Source organism: Bacillus sp. RHFS10 (assembly GCF_016757475.1).
Lineage (GTDB): Bacteria > Bacillota > Bacilli > Bacillales > Bacillaceae > Bacillus > Bacillus subtilis_G.
This window is the reverse complement of sequence record NZ_JAESPO010000001.1, coordinates 99,714-114,855: the sequence shown is the minus strand read 5'-3', so window position 1 is coordinate 114,855 and position 15,142 is coordinate 99,714. Positions and strand designations below refer to the sequence as shown.

Genomic DNA, 15,142 nt, shown 5'->3' with positions numbered 1-15,142 from the left:
ATGGCTGCCGTTTTTTATTTGATGATGATCCGTTTGTTCTTCGACATTCCTCTCAGCCACTTGAACAGAATCGGCTTACACCAGCTGCGGGTAAGCGGGATAAGCAAACAGGCGCCGGCCAAATCTGATAAAAAGCCCGGAAGCATCAGCAAAAGACCGCCAATGAAAATGCACAGGCCGTCAGCAATCGCTTCCCCCGGCATCTGGCCATATTGAAGATCACGCTGAACCTTGTAATACACTTCGGTTCCTTGTTTTTTTGCAGCTGCTGCGCCGATAATGCCTGTCAGAATCATTAAAAAGACCGTCGGCAAAATGCCGATCAGCTTGCCTGAAAATAGGAATATCCCGATTTCTAATGCCGGAAACACAATAAAAAGCAAAAATAAAAATCTCATATCCGGGCCCCCCACACGTGTAACACACCTCTGTTCAACATAAGGCAAGATAAAGAGAAAAGGAAGGGATTCCCCTTCCGTGTTCATCTGTGACTAAAGAACGCTCGCACGGCCTTGGTAGACTGCGCCTCTGGATGCGTCAACTGTAATATCCTGGCCGTCTGTTAAAGTAGATGTCGCATTTTCCAGCCCAACGATAACCGGAATGCCGAGGCTTAATCCGACTACCGCAGCATGGCTTGTCAAGCCGCCTTCTTCTGTAATAAGAGCAGACGCTTTTTCAAGAGATGCAATCATATCACGGTCAGTGCTTTTTGTAACAAGTACCGCACCGTCAGTCATTTTTTGCTCAGCTTCTTTTGCATTTTGTGCAATGACAACCGGACCGAAAGCTGATTTGCGTCCGATGCCTTGGCCTTTAGCGATGATATCGCCGACAGTGTATACTTTCATTAAGTTCGTCGTGCCAGACTCACCGACAGTGCCTGCTGTAATGACGATCAGATCGCCATTTTTTACAAGTCCGCTGTTCAATGATTTTTGGACAGCATCCTCAAGCATCTCATCTGTTGAGTTCGCATTTTGGCCGCTTTCCGCGAATACGCCAGATACGAGCGCAAGTTTTCTGGAAACAGAATCATTTACAGTAACCGCAATAACCGGCGCCTGCGGACGGTATTTCGCGATCATGCGCGCAGTATGGCCGCTTTCAGTCGGCGTGACAATCGCAGCTGCCTCCAGATTGATCGCCGTGTGCGCGACAGATTGTCCAATTGCGTCTGTTATCGTCATGCCTACTTGATCTCTGCGTTTTGAAAGAATTTCTTTATAATTTAAAGCTTCTTCAGAACGAGACGCGATGTTGTGCATGGTTTGAACCGCCTCAACCGGATAGCTTCCGGCAGCTGTTTCACCAGAAAGCATGATCGCATCTGAGCCGTCGAAGATCGCGTTTGCAACGTCACTTGCTTCCGCACGGGTCGGACGCGGGTTGCGCTGCATGCTGTCAAGCATTTGTGTCGCTGTAATAACAGGCTTTCCAAGCGCGTTGCACTTTTTAATCAGGTCTTTTTGCACAAGCGGCACTTCTTCAGCTGGGATTTCCACACCTAAGTCTCCGCGTGCAACCATTAAGCCGTCAGACACTTCAAGAATAGAATCAATGTTGTCAACGCCCTCTTGGTTTTCGATTTTAGGGATGATTTGAATATCCTGAGCATTGTGCTCTTCTAGAAGCTCACGGATTTCAAGCACGTCCGTAGAACGGCGTACGAAAGACGCTGCGATAAAGTCTACTCCTTGCTCAATACCGAAAACGATGTCTCGTGCATCTTTTTCAGTGATACCAGGAAGGTTGACACTTACGCCCGGCACGTTAACACCTTTTTTATTTTTGAGTGTTCCGTTGTTTAATACTTTTGTTTTGATTTCGCGTTTAGCGGCATCAACATCAAGTACTTCAAGGCCGATAAGTCCGTCATCTAACAGAATCGTTGAACCTTGTCCAACGTCATCGACTAAACCTTCATATGACACTGAAATTTTGTCTGTTGTCCCTACAACCTCGTCCATTGAAACGATAAGCTCTTTGCCTGTTTCAAGCTCAATGCCGCCGTTTTCCATCGTATGTGTGCGGATTTCCGGACCTTTTGTATCAAGCAGGATACCAACGTTTTTGCCAAGTTTTTTGCTTGCTTCACGGATATTTTTAATTCTTGCTCCGTGCTCCTCAAAATCTCCGTGAGAAAAGTTCAAACGAGCCACGTTCATTCCTGACTCCATTAATTTCGTAAGCATTTCAATACTTTCACTTGCCGGACCGATGGTACAAACAATTTTAGTTTTTCTCATTTGGTTCACTTCCTTCTGAAATCTTCAGCCTTCAGCTGCACATTAAATAGACAGTTCTTTTGAAAGCTGATACATGTTTTGCTCTACTGTGTGTTTTGTATTCAGTATTTCTATAATATCATGGTCTACAAGCTTATTGTTTTGTATACCCACACAGCGTCCGCCTTTTCCTTCAAGCAGCAGTTCAACTGCATATGCGCCAAGACGGCTTGCCAGCACGCGGTCAGCAGCGCTCGGAGAACCTCCGCGCTGAATATGGCCCAATACAGATACCCTAGTTTCAAGATTTGTTTCTTCTTCAATGCGTTTTCCGAATTCAACACCGCTGCCTACACCTTCGGCAACAATAATAATACTGTGCTTCTTGCCGCGTTCGTGGCCGCGTTTTAAGCGGCCAATGATTTCGTGCATGTCGTAGTCTGCCTCAGGGATCAGGATTGATTCCGCGCCCCCTGCAAGGCCGGCCCACAATGCAATATCACCGGCATGGCGGCCCATTACTTCAATCACATATGTACGTTCATGAGAAGTCGCTGTATCGCGGATCTTATCAATTGCGTCAATTACTGTATTTAAAGCTGTATCGAAACCGATTGTAAAATCAGTACCCGGAATGTCATTATCAATTGTACCCGGTACACCTACACATGGAAACCCATGTTCCGTCAATTTTTTTGCACCCATATAGGAACCGTCTCCGCCGATGACAACAAGACCTTCAATACCAAGCTTCTTCAAGTTCTCTATCCCTTTTTCACGGCCTTCAACCGTTTTGAATTCAGGACATCTTGCCGTATAAAGCTTTGTTCCTCCGCGATGTATAATATCGCCTACAGATCCGAGTTCAAGCTTTTCAATCTTTCCGCCGATCAATCCTGCGTATCCGTTGTAAATGCCGTAAACTTCAACGTCATGATAAATCGCTTTTCTGACTACTGCGCGAACTGCTGCGTTCATTCCCGGGGAATCCCCGCCGCTCGTTAATACCCCTATACGTTTCATTCTCCATTCACCTCAGCAACATATATGATTAAACATAACATGATCATTGCCCTAAAAACAATGAAAAGGGATCTCCATCCTCCCTATGAAACCTTACCTATTATACAATTAAATAAATTGTTTTTAAATAAAATTTAAAGAATGTCACAAAAAATAAACGTGAGCCAAAGGCTTCACGTTTATTTAGTTTACCCCGATATATTGGTCTTCATTCGAGACTTTGCCAATTGCTTTATATTTTTCATAGCGTTGCTGAACTAATTCTTCTTCATCCAGCTTCAGCAACGTTTTTAGCGATTGCTTAAGGGTTTCGTCCATATAGCTTGCCTGCAGCTTAACATCGTGGTGCGCTCCGCCTTTTACTTCTTTTATCATATGATCTATAATACCTAATTCTTTTAAATCCGGCGCAGTGATTTTCATTGTTTCTGCTGCTTTTTTAGCAAGACTGGAGTCCTTCCATAAAAGTGCCGCGGCACCTTCCGGAGAAATAACAGAATAAGTAGAGTTTTCCAGCATATGCAAGTGGTTGCCAACACCGAGACCAAGGGCTCCGCCGCTTCCGCCTTCACCGATGACGATGCAGATAACAGGCACTCGAAGGCCGGCCATCTCAAAGAGATTTTTGGCAATGGCTTCGCTTTGTCCTCTTTCTTCCGCTGCTCGTCCAGGGTATGCTCCCTTCGTATCAATAAAACAAATAATCGGTCTGTTGAATTTGTCAGCCTGCTTCATGAGACGAAGCGCTTTTCGGTAGCCTTCAGGATGCGGCATCCCAAAATTACGGACAAGGTTTTCCTTCGTGTCTTTACCGCGCTGATGCCCGATTACCGTTACAGGAAGGCCATGGAACTTCGCAATGCCGCCGACAATGGCTTCATCGTCTCCGTAAGCTCTGTCTCCGTGACATTCAAAAAAGCCGGTAAACAGGTGTTCAATATAATCAAGCGTTGTCGGACGGTCCGGCAGACGCGCGATTTGAACACGGTCCCAAGGCTTCAGATTTTTGTAGATTTCATCCTGAAGATTAGCGAGACGGTCTTCGAGCCGTTCAATTTCCGCACTCAGATCCATATCTGAATCCTGGGTGAATTTTTTCAATTCAGCGATTTTCGTTTGCAGTTCAATCACCGGTTTTTCAAATTCTAATCTTACAGCCACTCAAAGTCACCTCCCGCTTGATGCATATCCAGCAGATTTTCTAACGTTTGTTTCATGTCTTGGCGGTGAATAACCGCATCAAGCTGTCCATGTTTTAATAAAAACTCTGCCGTTTGGAAGTCCTCAGGCAATTTTTCACCTATTGTCTGTTCAATAATCCGTCTTCCTGCAAAACCGATCAGCGCGCCAGGCTCAGCAAAATTATAATCGCCGAGTGAAGCAAAGCTAGCCGATACGCCTCCGGTAGTCGGATGGGTCATAATTGAAATAATGAGGCCCTGTTCTTCACTGAACAGTTTTAAGGCAGAGCTTGTCTTAGCCATTTGCATCAAACTTAATACGCCTTCCTGCATTCTCGCACCGCCTGAAGCCGTAAAAATAATAAACGGAACTTTATCAGCTTTTGCTTTTTCAATCGCAAGCGTGATTTTTTCACCGACGACTGAACCCATGCTGCCCATTCTGAATGAAGAATCCATGACGGCGACAACAGCCGGGTATCCGCCAATGGCGCCCTTGCCCGTCACAACAGCCTCGTTTAAGGATGTTTTCTCGCGGTCTTTTTCAAGCTTTTCCAGATATCCCGGGAAACCTAGCGGGTTTTCTGATAACATTCCCTGGTTAAATTCCTCAAAGGATTGTTCATCCATCAAGCTTTCGACACGCTGTTTTGCGTTCATCGGGAAATGATAATCGCAGTTCATGCATACCCGCATATTTTTATCCAACTCTTTAGTGAGCATGATTTTTTTACACTTAGGACATTTTGTCATAATGCCTTCCGGAACGTCGTGCTTCGCTTGCTCAGACGGTACGGAAGCATACTTTTTCTTTTTCGTGAATATATCCTTTAACACATGATTACCTCCCTTTTGTGAAGGGTTCTCTTCACCGCATGTCATCAAACAGATAGACTTGCTAATAACTTTACCGAAACTATTGTACTTTTTTTGTCAAACGCTGTCATCCTCAATTCGACAACTTTTTATTCAATGACGCAGTCGGGACGACTCGTATGAGATCAGATAAGACGTTGAACTGACAAGGTTGGTAACGCATTCAAAAATAATGTTAAACCCGGATGAAATTTTTTTAAGTCCAGCCCCTAAAAAAATTTCAGCCGCCAGTTTAACTTGAGAACAGCGCGCCGGTCTCGTCCAACGCGCTGCCATTTTTGGAATGAATTAAAATGATTAACCAATAATCGTAAGTTTTCTCGTTTTTTCAGCAACTTCCTCAGGGTCAACAGTGATTCTTGCGACACCTGTTTCCATCGCCGCTTTAGCGACAGCCTTCGCAACAGCAGGTGCAACCCGTTTATCAAACGGGGCAGGGATAACGTAGTCTGCGCTAAGCTCATCTTCTGAAACCAATGAAGCAATAGCTTCAACAGCTGCGATTTTCATTTGTTCGTTAATGTGAGTGGCGCGAACGTCAAGCGCTCCGCGGAAAATACCAGGGAATGCAAGAACATTGTTTACTTGGTTCGGGAAGTCAGAACGGCCCGTTCCAATAACGCTTGCGCCAGCTTCACGCGCATCTTCCGGCATAATTTCCGGATTGGGATTTGCCATCGCAAAGATAATCGGATCTTTTGCCATGCTTTGCACCATTTCTTTTGTTAACGCTCCTGCTACAGATACGCCGATAAATACGTCAGCATCAGCGATGACATCTTTCAGAGAACCGTCTTTGCGGTCTTGGTTTGTGAATTTCGCCACTTCGTTTTTGACATCGTTCATGCCTTCCGGACGCCCTTCATAAATCGCTCCTTTTGAATCGCACATCACGATGTCACGTACGCCGTAATGGTGAAGGAGCTTGATAATCGCAATACCAGCCGCACCGGCGCCATTTGCGACAACTTTAATGGATGACATTGATTTTCCAGACAGTTTCAGCGCGTTTACAAGACCTGCTACCGTTACAATGGCAGTACCGTGCTGATCATCATGGAAAACCGGGATGTTTGTTTCCTTTTTAAGGCGCTCTTCAATGATAAAGCAGTTTGGCGCTGCGATATCTTCAAGGTTGACACCGCCAAATGTCGGTTCAAGCAATTTAACAGTTTCAACGATCTTATCAACATCGTTTGTGTTTAAAGCAATCGGGAACGCGTCTACGCCTGCAAAGCTTTTGAATAGGACAGCTTTCCCTTCCATAACAGGAAGCGCGGCTTCAGGGCCGATATTTCCAAGGCCAAGAACAGCTGTACCGTCAGTCACAACTGCTACCATGTTCCCCTTCATTGTATAATCATATACTTTGTTAATGTCTTCATGAATATCCTTACACGGTTCTGCAACACCCGGGGAATACGCAAGGCTTAAATCTTTCGCGTTTCTGACTTCTACTTTCGATTTAGACTCCAGTTTCCCCTGATTGGCTTTATGCAGGTGTAATGCTTCTTCTCTTAATGACATTCTCCTAAACACTCCTTATGGATATTTTTGATTCGTATACTGGTGCGTTGATTGCTGCATTCTGCGGAGTTAATCTATCTAAATATTTAAACAGGATGACATAATTGCTCCAATTGTATAACAAAAAATGCATCGTTACCACTGTTTTAAAACGACGTTTTTTTGACCCAACAGCTCTTTTAAGCGATATAACACCTGGTAATCCGCATTGATATGAAACGACTCAGGAAGCTTAATCGTCTGTTTTTGCTTTTCATAATAAAGATAAACACCTGTTTCCCCTTTATGCTCCAGCAAAATGCGTTTAATTTTTGCCAGAATCTCCTGGCTGTGCTGACTGCTTTCTATTTTTATATACACCGATGGCGCATTTTCCGCATCCATATTTTCTAATAATTCTGCCCGGGACATGATGAACTGGACCTTATCCTGCCTTACTTCACATTTGCCCGCTGTGAATAAAAGAGCGCCTTCTCTTAAAACGGGAGAAAGCTGCCTGAATTGTTCAGGGAAAACAACGGCTTCTATTTCACCGGTTTCATCACTTAGCGTTAAAAACGCCATGTTTTGACCTGTTTTCGTCCGAATCGTTTTGATCTTTGACAGCAGGACCCCGAGAGAAAGCGGCCTTTTGACCGTCTGCTGGGCCTGCAGAATGGTCGCTGCTCCGTGTACAGCCAGCTGTTTTCGGAAGGCAGAGAGCGGATGATTTGAAAAATAAATGCCGAGCGTTTCTTTTTCGAACGCAAGTAAATCCACAAGCGGAAGCTCCTCTGTCTCCACATACTTCGGCTTAATCGAAAACGATTCATCTAAAAACAATCCCATTTGGTCATCGCCCGCGGCGAATAGCTCTGCATGTTCCAAAGCAACGTCAATGGATGCGAGCAACGTCGCCCGGTTTTGGCCGAATTCGTCCATCGCACCAGAAAAAATAAGTGCTTCAAGCATTTTGCGATTTACGTTTTTTGACGGCACACGAAAACAGAAATCGAAAAGATCTTCAAATGGTTTCTCTTTTCTCGCTTTATATATATCTTTGACTGCTGAGACGCCTACACTTTTTATCGCGCGGAGGCTGTATCTGACAGATCCGTCTTCAACTCTAAACGGAAAACTGCTTTTGTTCACTGACGGAGGAAGGATACGAATCCCGCTCCCCTTTGCTTCGTAAAGATATTGAGCTATTTTGTCCTCATTGCCAATGACGCTTGTCAGTAATCCGCACATAAAATATAACGGATAATGAGCTTTCAAATACGCAAGCTGGCAGCCGATCATGCTGTATGCCACCGCGTGGCTTCGGTTAAAGCCATAGTTTGCGAATTTCACGATTAAATCGTAGACTTCAGTTGCAGTGTCTACAGAATACTCCTTTTTTAAGCACCCTTCAACAAAATGGCTTCGCTCTCTATCCAGGATTTCTTTTTTCTTTTTGCTGACCGCCCGTCTCAGCAGGTCCGCTTCTCCTAAAGAAAACCCTGCCATACGGGAAGCTATCATCATAATTTGTTCCTGATACACAATGACGCCATATGTATCTTCCAAGATGCTCCTTAAATCTTCATGGGGATAGTGAACAGGAGCCTGGCCGTGTTTACGGTCGATAAATAACGGAATATTTTCCATTGGACCAGGCCGGTACAGCGCATTGACCGCCACAATATCCTCCAGGCCTGAAGGCTTAAGCCGCTTCAGGACGCTTCTCATCCCTGTAGATTCAAGCTGAAAAATCCCTGTCGTATCCCCTTTCGACAGCAAGGAGAACGTTTTGTCATCCCTGTAGGAAATATTCGAAAGATCTATTTTGATGTTTTCTTCTTTTTCGATCATTGAAGTGATGGACTCAATGAGCGTCAGGTTGCGTAAGCCTAAGAAATCCATTTTTAAAAGACCCAAGTCTTCAAGATGATCCATCGCGTATTGCGTCAAATATATCCCTTCATGCCCTTCCTGAAGCGGAACAATATCTGTTAACGATTCTTCACTCAGGACAACGCCGGCTGCATGGGTCGAGGTATGCCTTGGCAGCCCTTCTATTTTTCGGGCAATTGTAAATACTTGCTGAAGCAGACTTGACTCCCGAAGCCGCTTATTCAGCTCCGGCGATTGCTGTCTCGCTTCATCCAGCGTCAAGCCCGGCCTTGAAGGAATGAGTTTTGCAACCTGATCTGCTTCCTTCGGGCTGACACCGAATACTCTGCCGACATCCCGAAGCGCCGCTTTTGCCGCAAGTGTTCCAAAGGTGATAATCTGCGCGACGTGCATCGCACCGTATTTCTGCTGAACGTATTGAATAACTTCATCCCTTCTTGTATCCGGAAAGTCAATATCAATATCCGGCATACTGATACGTTCTGGGTTTAAAAAACGTTCAAACAGCAGGTGATGTTTAATCGGGTCAACATCTGTGATATACAGGACATAAGCCACAAGAGATCCTGCCGCAGAACCTCTTCCCGGTCCTGTAACGATCCCTTTTTCATGGGCGTGCTTCATAAAATCCCATACGATCAGAAAGTAATCGCTGAACTTCATCCGTTTGATGACATCAAGCTCATATTGAAGACGGCGGAGGTATCGTTCATCAGGCGTGCCAAAGCGGCTGCGAAGACCTGCCATACAGATGTCCGTTAAATAATCGTCAGCGGACGTTCCGTCTGGAGTTGGGAAGGACGGGAGACGGGTCTGCCCGAGGCTGACGTCAACCCGGCATTGTTCCGCGATCTCAACAGATGCTTGCAGTGCTTCGGGATGCTCTTGATAAATGTTTTGCATTTCTTCGATGGGTTTCAAATCGAGATCAGGCAGATTTTCGGCGGGGGCATCCGTCAGTTTTTCACCTGCCTTAATCGCTTTCAGACAACGGTAGGCAGCCTTATCTTCTTTCCTTATGTAATGCACATCACCTGTCGCCGTAATAGGGATACCTGTTTCTTCAGACAGCAGCAGAATCTGCTCAGATAAGACTTGATTCTCTTTAAAAGGCTGATAGGAAAAATAAAAGGCCCCCTCTCCGAATATAGACTGAAATTCAAGTGCTGCTTGAGCGGCCTGTTCAAACAGCCCTCCTTCAAGCAGCGTTTCAATATATCCTTTGTCGCCGGGCGTTATCGCGATAATGCCTTCCCAATAACTGTGAAGCCATTTCGGCTTTAGCCCGCCTTTTGATTTCGATTGCAGGACGCTGCTGATTTTCAGCAGGTTTTGATAGCCTGTATTTGATTTGGCCAGCAGGACGAGCGGGTAGGCTTCAAGCTCGTTATCATCTGTAAAAACAGAAGCCGTCAAACCGATTATTGGGTTGATCCCTCTCGCCTTGCATGCTTTATAAAATTGAATAGCTCCGTACATGACATGATCATCTGTCAGCGCCAAAGACGCATATCCGAGCCTGTCAGCTTCCTTGACGAGCTCTTCCACAGCCGCGGCGCTGTTTAGCAGGCTGTACCCGCTATGCACTTGCAGGTGAACAAAAGACATGCTATCACCTCTTTCTCCATTACGATCCGTTTCTTTCTACATTATAAGTCGGGTTTTCAAAAGAAACAAATGTTCTTTTTCGAGTCGTCATCATACTTGTCCTGAAAGCTCAATATGATATAAAAGGTGAGGTGATCAAGATGGATCAGGAAGCTGGTTTTATGGTAAATTTCATCAACAGTTATTTTATCGCATTAGGGGTGCTGATCGGAGGCGCACTCATCGGAGGCCTCGGAGCATATTTGGCAGGCGAAGCCCCGCTTACGGTCATTACAAAGCTTGCCAACAGATTAAAAATATGGGCGCTGGTCGCCGCTATCGGCGGTACATTCGATGCGGTATACAGCTTTGAACGAGGCATTCTTGAAGGCAATACGAGAGATTTATTCAAGCAGATTCTTCTCATTATCTCGGCCATGGGCGGGGCGCAAAGCGGCTGGCTTATTATTTCATGGCTGACCCAGGAGCATATTTCTTCATGAGGGTGCCACAGCATTACAAAAAACCGGGGTGGCAGCGTTTTTTTGCGGGAATGATGTGCGGAGCCGTGATCAGCTGGTTCTTTTTCCTGTTTACTTACGGTACATTCCAAGAGGAGCAGGTCAGCCTCATTGAAAAACAAAAAGAGCATGTCAAAGACTTAAACAATCAAATTTCAATCTATCAGGAAGACCTCCATAAACTGAACGAAGATAATAAAAGAAAACTGCTGATCCAAAGCGTCAGCGTTAAATTACAGAATGGGGATAAATATAAAATATCACAGCCGGATAAAACGAAATTCGAGGAGCATGTAAAGGATAATATTTCAGAGGTGATTACAAAAGACATAGAGAGCGTCTATCAAACAAAGGATCTTTTAAAACGGACAATCGAAAATAAAGTCTATATGATCAATGAAAAAAAATACGAGGCAACCGTCAAAGAATTAATTATTTATACGAGACTGACAGTAGAACTTGAAATATCATTTGCGGCGTAATTATGGATTTTTTTTAAATTCTCTAAACTTCTGTCGCTTTTTCCCATTCTTTTTTATAAACTATATGTGAGAGGCTTAATGGCAAAAGGAAGGAGGAAGGGAAATGGAGGTTTACAGTGACCGTCAGTTAGCAAAAGATCAAGCAGCCCGGCTCAGACAAGGTTTTTCTGCATATGCCGAAACAAACTCACTCGCTTCCCTCATAAAAAAAGAACTTCAATTTCACAATCTCCAAGTCTACGAGGACCTTACTGATTTCGGCTGCTGGTTCATCCCCGTCACAGATGAACACTAAGAGAGAGGGTCTCCCCTCTACTTGTGTTCTTTACATAGTGTTTCCAGATCAGCTAAAATCCGATCAGCTTCATCCCAGCTGTAAATAGAGGCGCCTGAAGCAAGCGGATGGCCTCCGCCGTTATATTTCCGGGCAAGTCCGTTAATGACAGGACCCTTCGAACGGAATCTGACTCTGATTTGATCATCTTCTTCTACGAAAAACACCCAAGCGCGAATACCTGAGATATTGCCGAGCGTCCCGACAAGCTGTGACGCTTCAGAAGCCGTGGTGCCGAACTTTTCAAGCGTATCCTTTTTGATGAAAACAGAAGCGGCGCCGTTTTCGGACAATGACACATTTTGAAAGATAAAGCCGTTAAGCTTCACCACATTCAGTTTTGTTTCATACAATTGATTAAACAACTCTGAGGAAGAGAATGGATACTGAATGAGCTCGCCTGCATATTTTAATGTTTTTTCCGTTGTATTCGGAAATAAGAAGCGTCCGGTATCTCCGACTATGCCGGCATAGATCAGCTCTGCCGCTTTCGTATTCAGCTTCCAGCCGTGCTCTTTTCCTTCTAAATACAGCTCGTAAATCATTTCACTTACTGAGCTGGCGCTTGTATCGACCCAGAGAAGGTCACCGTATGGATCTTCGTTCGGATGATGGTCGATTTTCATCAGTTTGGCGCCTGAAGGATAACGCTGATCGTCGACTCTTTCCTGATTTGCCGTATCGCAGACAATGACCAGTGCGCCTTCATATGTTTCATTGTCCACCTCATCAAGGGAATATAGGAAAGAGAGGGACGGTTCAGGCGTGCCGACCGCAAAAATATTTTTTTCTGGATACGTTTCACGCAGGATTTCCGTAAGCCCGCACTGAGATCCATAAGCATCCGGATCAGGGCGCACATGTCTATGTAAGATAATCGTGTCATATAATGATATGGTTCTGATTAATTCTGTTTTCATTTGATACTCCTTTATTGTTTTTATTCATTAAATCACATTCTCTGCCGACGGAAAAGAAAAATAACGTCAAAACCAAGCCCGTTTTTGTATAGAATGGGTTTGTAAACTTTTACGATGGAGGATTTCATTTATGCTGGTTCTTGTTTTTTTGATTGGGCTTTCAGCCTGCTTTTATGTGTACTATAAAGTAAAAGGCGTACGGACAAAGCAAGCTTTGGAAAAAGAAATCTGTTCGGCAAAATCAAGCATGGCCTTAGGGTCACTGGTCCTGTTCTACGGGCTCAACCAAATGATATTATTCCATTCGGTATTAACATTAGTAATCGGCGGTATCTTTATCGTCATAGGAGCAGGAAGCGCTTGGGCAGGTTATAAAGCCTACAGGCATTACAATCCCCTTCACGCCAAAGAAGCTGAAAGAGATCACGCGTAAGGGGCGCCTGAACGTCCCTTAGCTTCTTTCCATCAGCTGAACCATCAGCATCGCTTTAGACGCGATATGGCCTTGGCTGTGCACTTCAACTTCCATTTTTCCAAACTTTCTGCCGGCCTCCAAAATGCGCGGTTTGACTTCGATGACCGATTCCATCTGCACAGGCTTCAAAAAGAAAATGGTGATGCTTTCTATTACGAGTTCACCGCGTTTTTTCGAGCGCAAAAACCGGTTTGCCGCTTGCGTCAAAATGGTCGTAAACACACCATAAGAAATTGTTCCGAGCTGGTTTGTCATCTGCGGCGTGACTTCATACTCGTAAACCGTTTGACCCTCTTTATCATCATCCTCATCTTTAAATCCCTTTGAAACGATATCATCAAGCTTTTCCCCGACCTGCGGCTGCTTTTGAATCATTTGAAGGGCTTTTAACACGTCTTGGCGGCTGATCATGCCGATCAGTTTTTGGTGGCCGTCAGTAACGGGAAGCACTTCAATCCCTTCCCATACCATCATTTGCGCCGCCGAGGCGACAGATGTTTTCCCAATAACCGTGACGGGATTTTTGGTCATGACCTTTTCGATGGATGCGTTTCGCTCATGGCCGGCAATATCTTTCGATGTCAAGATGCCGTGGATTTTCATCTGATCGTCAACAACTGGGAACCGGCCGTGTCCCGTTTCAAAGTTTTTCTCATACCATTTTTCAAGTTTATCCTTAGGCGAAAGATATACCGTACGGTCAGCTGGCGTTAGAATGTCCTCCACCAGAACGATTTCTTTTTTGATCAGCTGGTCATAAATCGCCCGGTTAATCATTGCGGCTACTGTAAAGGTGTCATAGCTCGTGGATAAAATCGGCAGCTCAAGCTCATCTGCCAGCTGTACAATACTGTCATCCGTGTTGAAGCCCCCGGTCACCAATACAGCCGCGCCCGCTTCAAGCGCCTGTCTGTGCGCGTTGATTCTGTTTCCGACAATCAGAAGATTCCCCGCTGCGGTGTATCGCATCATCGCGTCCAGCTCCATCGCGCCGATGACAAATTTATTTAATGTCTTATGGAGTCCGGCCCGGCCCCCGAGCACCTGTCCGTCTATGACATTTACAACCTCTGCATAGGTAAGCTTTTCAATATTCTCTTTTTTCTTTTGCTCAATCCGGATTGTGCCCACACGTTCAATCGTGCTGACAAACCCTTTATTCTCTGCTTCCTTGATCGCTCTGTATGCGGTCCCTTCGCTTACTTTCATTTCCTTTGCAATTCTTCGCACAGAAATTTTTTCACCGACAGGGAGTGAATCAATATACGTTAAAATTTGTTCATGCTTCGTTGCCAAGCCTTTCACCTCTAAGGACAGTCTTCTGCTTTTATTATAAGGGCTCGGAGGATTTGTACGCAATGAGCGGGAAAAATAAAAAACATCTCCTGATGAATCAGGAGATGTTTTCAGCCGGTTAAAGCTCGATCGTCTCACCGACCGCCATGACTTTACCGACTCCGCCCGGCAGGCTGTCAGCGAATGCCTCAGGGTCTTGTTCGATAACCGGGAATGTATTGTAATGAACCGGCACGACCTGTTTTGCCCGCAGCCATTCAGCGGCAAGCTTGGCGTCTTCAGGCCCCATCGTAAAGTTATCGCCAATCGGCAGGAAGGCAAGGTCAATATGATTCAATTCGCCAATCAGCTTCATATCAGAGAAAAGAGCCGTATCGCCCGCGTGGAAAATCGTTCTATCTTCCACAGTCAGCAAAATACCGGCTGGCATGCCTGTGTAAGTGATCGTTTTGTTTTCTTCATCTGTGATGGCTGATCCGTGAAAAGCCTGTGTGAGCTTCACTTTTCCAAAATCGAACTGGCGGGAGCCGCCGATGTGCATTGGATGAACATTCAAGCCTTTCCAGCCTAAGTACACGGCGAGCTCGTTCGGAGCAACAACCAACGCGTTGTTTTGCTTGGCAATTTGTTCTGTATCGCCGACATGATCATTGTGTCCGTGCGTCAATAAGATGACGTCTGCTTTTACATCCTCCGGCTTTAGATCCGTTAACGAATTCCCTGTCAAAAACGGGTCAAATATCATATGATGATCCTTCGTTTCCACTGTGATAACAGAATGTCCGTGATATGTCACTTTCATTTCTTTCACCTCGTC

At 45.1% G+C, this 15,142-nt stretch carries 14 protein-coding genes; 4 read left to right on the top strand and 10 right to left on the bottom strand.

The genetic code is table 11. From position 1 onward, the window contains the following. Positions 1-14: 14 nt before the first annotated feature. The 7 genes from JMN17_RS00535 to dnaE form a co-directional block, all read right to left on the bottom strand. On the bottom strand, positions 15-398 hold the full coding sequence (locus JMN17_RS00535; RefSeq protein ID WP_087992423.1) for an FxsA family protein: 384 nt from the start codon (positions 396-398) through the stop codon (positions 15-17). A 93-nt stretch (positions 399-491) separates the two neighbouring features. Further along, the gene (pyk, locus tag JMN17_RS00530) at positions 492-2,249 is read right to left on the bottom strand and encodes a pyruvate kinase (RefSeq protein WP_202326936.1); all 1,758 of its coding nucleotides are present in this window, start codon (positions 2,247-2,249) and stop codon (positions 492-494) included. A 42-nt stretch (positions 2,250-2,291) separates the two neighbouring features. Further along, on the bottom strand, positions 2,292-3,251 hold the full coding sequence (gene pfkA / locus JMN17_RS00525; RefSeq protein ID WP_202326935.1) for a 6-phosphofructokinase: 960 nt from the start codon (positions 3,249-3,251) through the stop codon (positions 2,292-2,294). A 183-nt stretch (positions 3,252-3,434) separates the two neighbouring features. After that, complete coding sequence (accA, locus tag JMN17_RS00520) at positions 3,435-4,412, bottom strand: acetyl-CoA carboxylase carboxyl transferase subunit alpha (RefSeq protein WP_202326934.1); 978 nt, start codon at positions 4,410-4,412, stop codon at positions 3,435-3,437. Next, positions 4,403-5,269 (bottom strand): acetyl-CoA carboxylase, carboxyltransferase subunit beta, encoded by an 867-nt coding sequence (accD, locus tag JMN17_RS00515; RefSeq protein ID WP_087992427.1) that lies wholly within the window; start codon positions 5,267-5,269, stop codon positions 4,403-4,405. The genes accA and accD overlap by 10 nt, the downstream gene beginning before the upstream one ends. Before the next feature lie 336 nt (positions 5,270-5,605). Then, positions 5,606-6,835: an NADP-dependent malic enzyme gene (gene maeB, locus JMN17_RS00510; RefSeq protein ID WP_087992428.1), complete on the bottom strand. Its 1,230-nt coding sequence runs from the start codon at positions 6,833-6,835 to the stop codon at positions 5,606-5,608. Between the two features lie 135 nt (positions 6,836-6,970). Further along, complete coding sequence (gene dnaE, locus JMN17_RS00505; RefSeq protein ID WP_202326932.1) at positions 6,971-10,318, bottom strand: DNA polymerase III subunit alpha; 3,348 nt, start codon at positions 10,316-10,318, stop codon at positions 6,971-6,973. Between the two features lie 140 nt (positions 10,319-10,458). Between dnaE and ytrH the strand changes: the two genes are divergently transcribed. The 3 genes from ytrH to JMN17_RS00490 all read left to right on the top strand — a co-directional run bounded on the left by ytrH (position 10,459) and on the right by JMN17_RS00490 (position 11,595). Next, positions 10,459-10,800: a sporulation membrane protein YtrH gene (ytrH, locus tag JMN17_RS00500; RefSeq protein WP_024122464.1), complete on the top strand. Its 342-nt coding sequence runs from the start codon at positions 10,459-10,461 to the stop codon at positions 10,798-10,800. Further along, positions 10,797-11,300 (top strand): sporulation membrane protein YtrI, encoded by a 504-nt coding sequence (gene ytrI / locus JMN17_RS00495; RefSeq protein ID WP_141113413.1) that lies wholly within the window; start codon positions 10,797-10,799, stop codon positions 11,298-11,300. The genes ytrH and ytrI overlap by 4 nt, the downstream gene beginning before the upstream one ends. 103 nt (positions 11,301-11,403) lie before the next feature. Further along, positions 11,404-11,595: a hypothetical protein gene (locus JMN17_RS00490; RefSeq protein WP_087992431.1), complete on the top strand. Its 192-nt coding sequence runs from the start codon at positions 11,404-11,406 to the stop codon at positions 11,593-11,595. Positions 11,596-11,612: 17 nt separating this feature from the next. Here the strand turns inward: JMN17_RS00490 and nrnA are convergent, their stop codons facing one another. Further along, entirely contained in the window at positions 11,613-12,554 is a 942-nt protein-coding gene (gene nrnA / locus JMN17_RS00485) for a bifunctional oligoribonuclease/PAP phosphatase NrnA (protein ID WP_087992432.1), read from the bottom strand. Positions 12,555-12,684: 130 nt separating this feature from the next. Here nrnA and JMN17_RS00480 point away from each other — a divergent pair, with 130 nt between their 5' ends. Beyond that, positions 12,685-12,987 carry a YtpI family protein gene (locus JMN17_RS00480; protein WP_087992433.1) on the top strand — a complete coding sequence of 101 codons (303 nt, stop codon included), beginning with the start codon at positions 12,685-12,687 and terminating at the stop codon, positions 12,985-12,987. 18 nt (positions 12,988-13,005) lie between these two features. Here JMN17_RS00480 and JMN17_RS00475 read toward each other — a convergent pair whose 3' ends face one another. Next, positions 13,006-14,325, bottom strand: coding sequence for a CBS domain-containing protein (locus tag JMN17_RS00475; protein ID WP_087992464.1), 1,320 nt, complete (start codon positions 14,323-14,325; stop codon positions 13,006-13,008). Between the two features lie 118 nt (positions 14,326-14,443). Next, positions 14,444-15,127 (bottom strand): metal-dependent hydrolase, encoded by a 684-nt coding sequence (locus tag JMN17_RS00470; protein WP_202326931.1) that lies wholly within the window; start codon positions 15,125-15,127, stop codon positions 14,444-14,446. Positions 15,128-15,142 lie beyond the last annotated feature (15 nt).

What these genes read in the sequence shown, in the direction of transcription:
- dnaE (WP_202326932.1), bottom strand. Translation starts at nt 10,318, where the DNA reads ATGTCTTTTGTTCACCTGCAAGTGCATAGCGGGTACAGCCTGCTAAAC.
- JMN17_RS00490 (WP_087992431.1), top strand. Translation starts at nt 11,404, where the DNA reads ATGGAGGTTTACAGTGACCGTCAGTTAGCAAAAGATCAAGCAGCCCGG.
- pyk (WP_202326936.1), bottom strand. Translation starts at nt 2,249, where the DNA reads ATGAGAAAAACTAAAATTGTTTGTACCATCGGTCCGGCAAGTGAAAGT.
- ytrH (WP_024122464.1), top strand. Translation starts at nt 10,459, where the DNA reads ATGGATCAGGAAGCTGGTTTTATGGTAAATTTCATCAACAGTTATTTT.
- pfkA (WP_202326935.1), bottom strand. Translation starts at nt 3,251, where the DNA reads ATGAAACGTATAGGGGTATTAACGAGCGGCGGGGATTCCCCGGGAATG.
- JMN17_RS00480 (WP_087992433.1), top strand. Translation starts at nt 12,685, where the DNA reads ATGCTGGTTCTTGTTTTTTTGATTGGGCTTTCAGCCTGCTTTTATGTG.
- nrnA (WP_087992432.1), bottom strand. Translation starts at nt 12,554, where the DNA reads ATGAAAACAGAATTAATCAGAACCATATCATTATATGACACGATTATC.
- ytrI (WP_141113413.1), top strand. Translation starts at nt 10,797, where the DNA reads ATGAGGGTGCCACAGCATTACAAAAAACCGGGGTGGCAGCGTTTTTTT.
- JMN17_RS00470 (WP_202326931.1), bottom strand. Translation starts at nt 15,127, where the DNA reads ATGAAAGTGACATATCACGGACATTCTGTTATCACAGTGGAAACGAAG.
- JMN17_RS00535 (WP_087992423.1), bottom strand. Translation starts at nt 398, where the DNA reads ATGAGATTTTTATTTTTGCTTTTTATTGTGTTTCCGGCATTAGAAATC.
- maeB (WP_087992428.1), bottom strand. Translation starts at nt 6,835, where the DNA reads ATGTCATTAAGAGAAGAAGCATTACACCTGCATAAAGCCAATCAGGGG.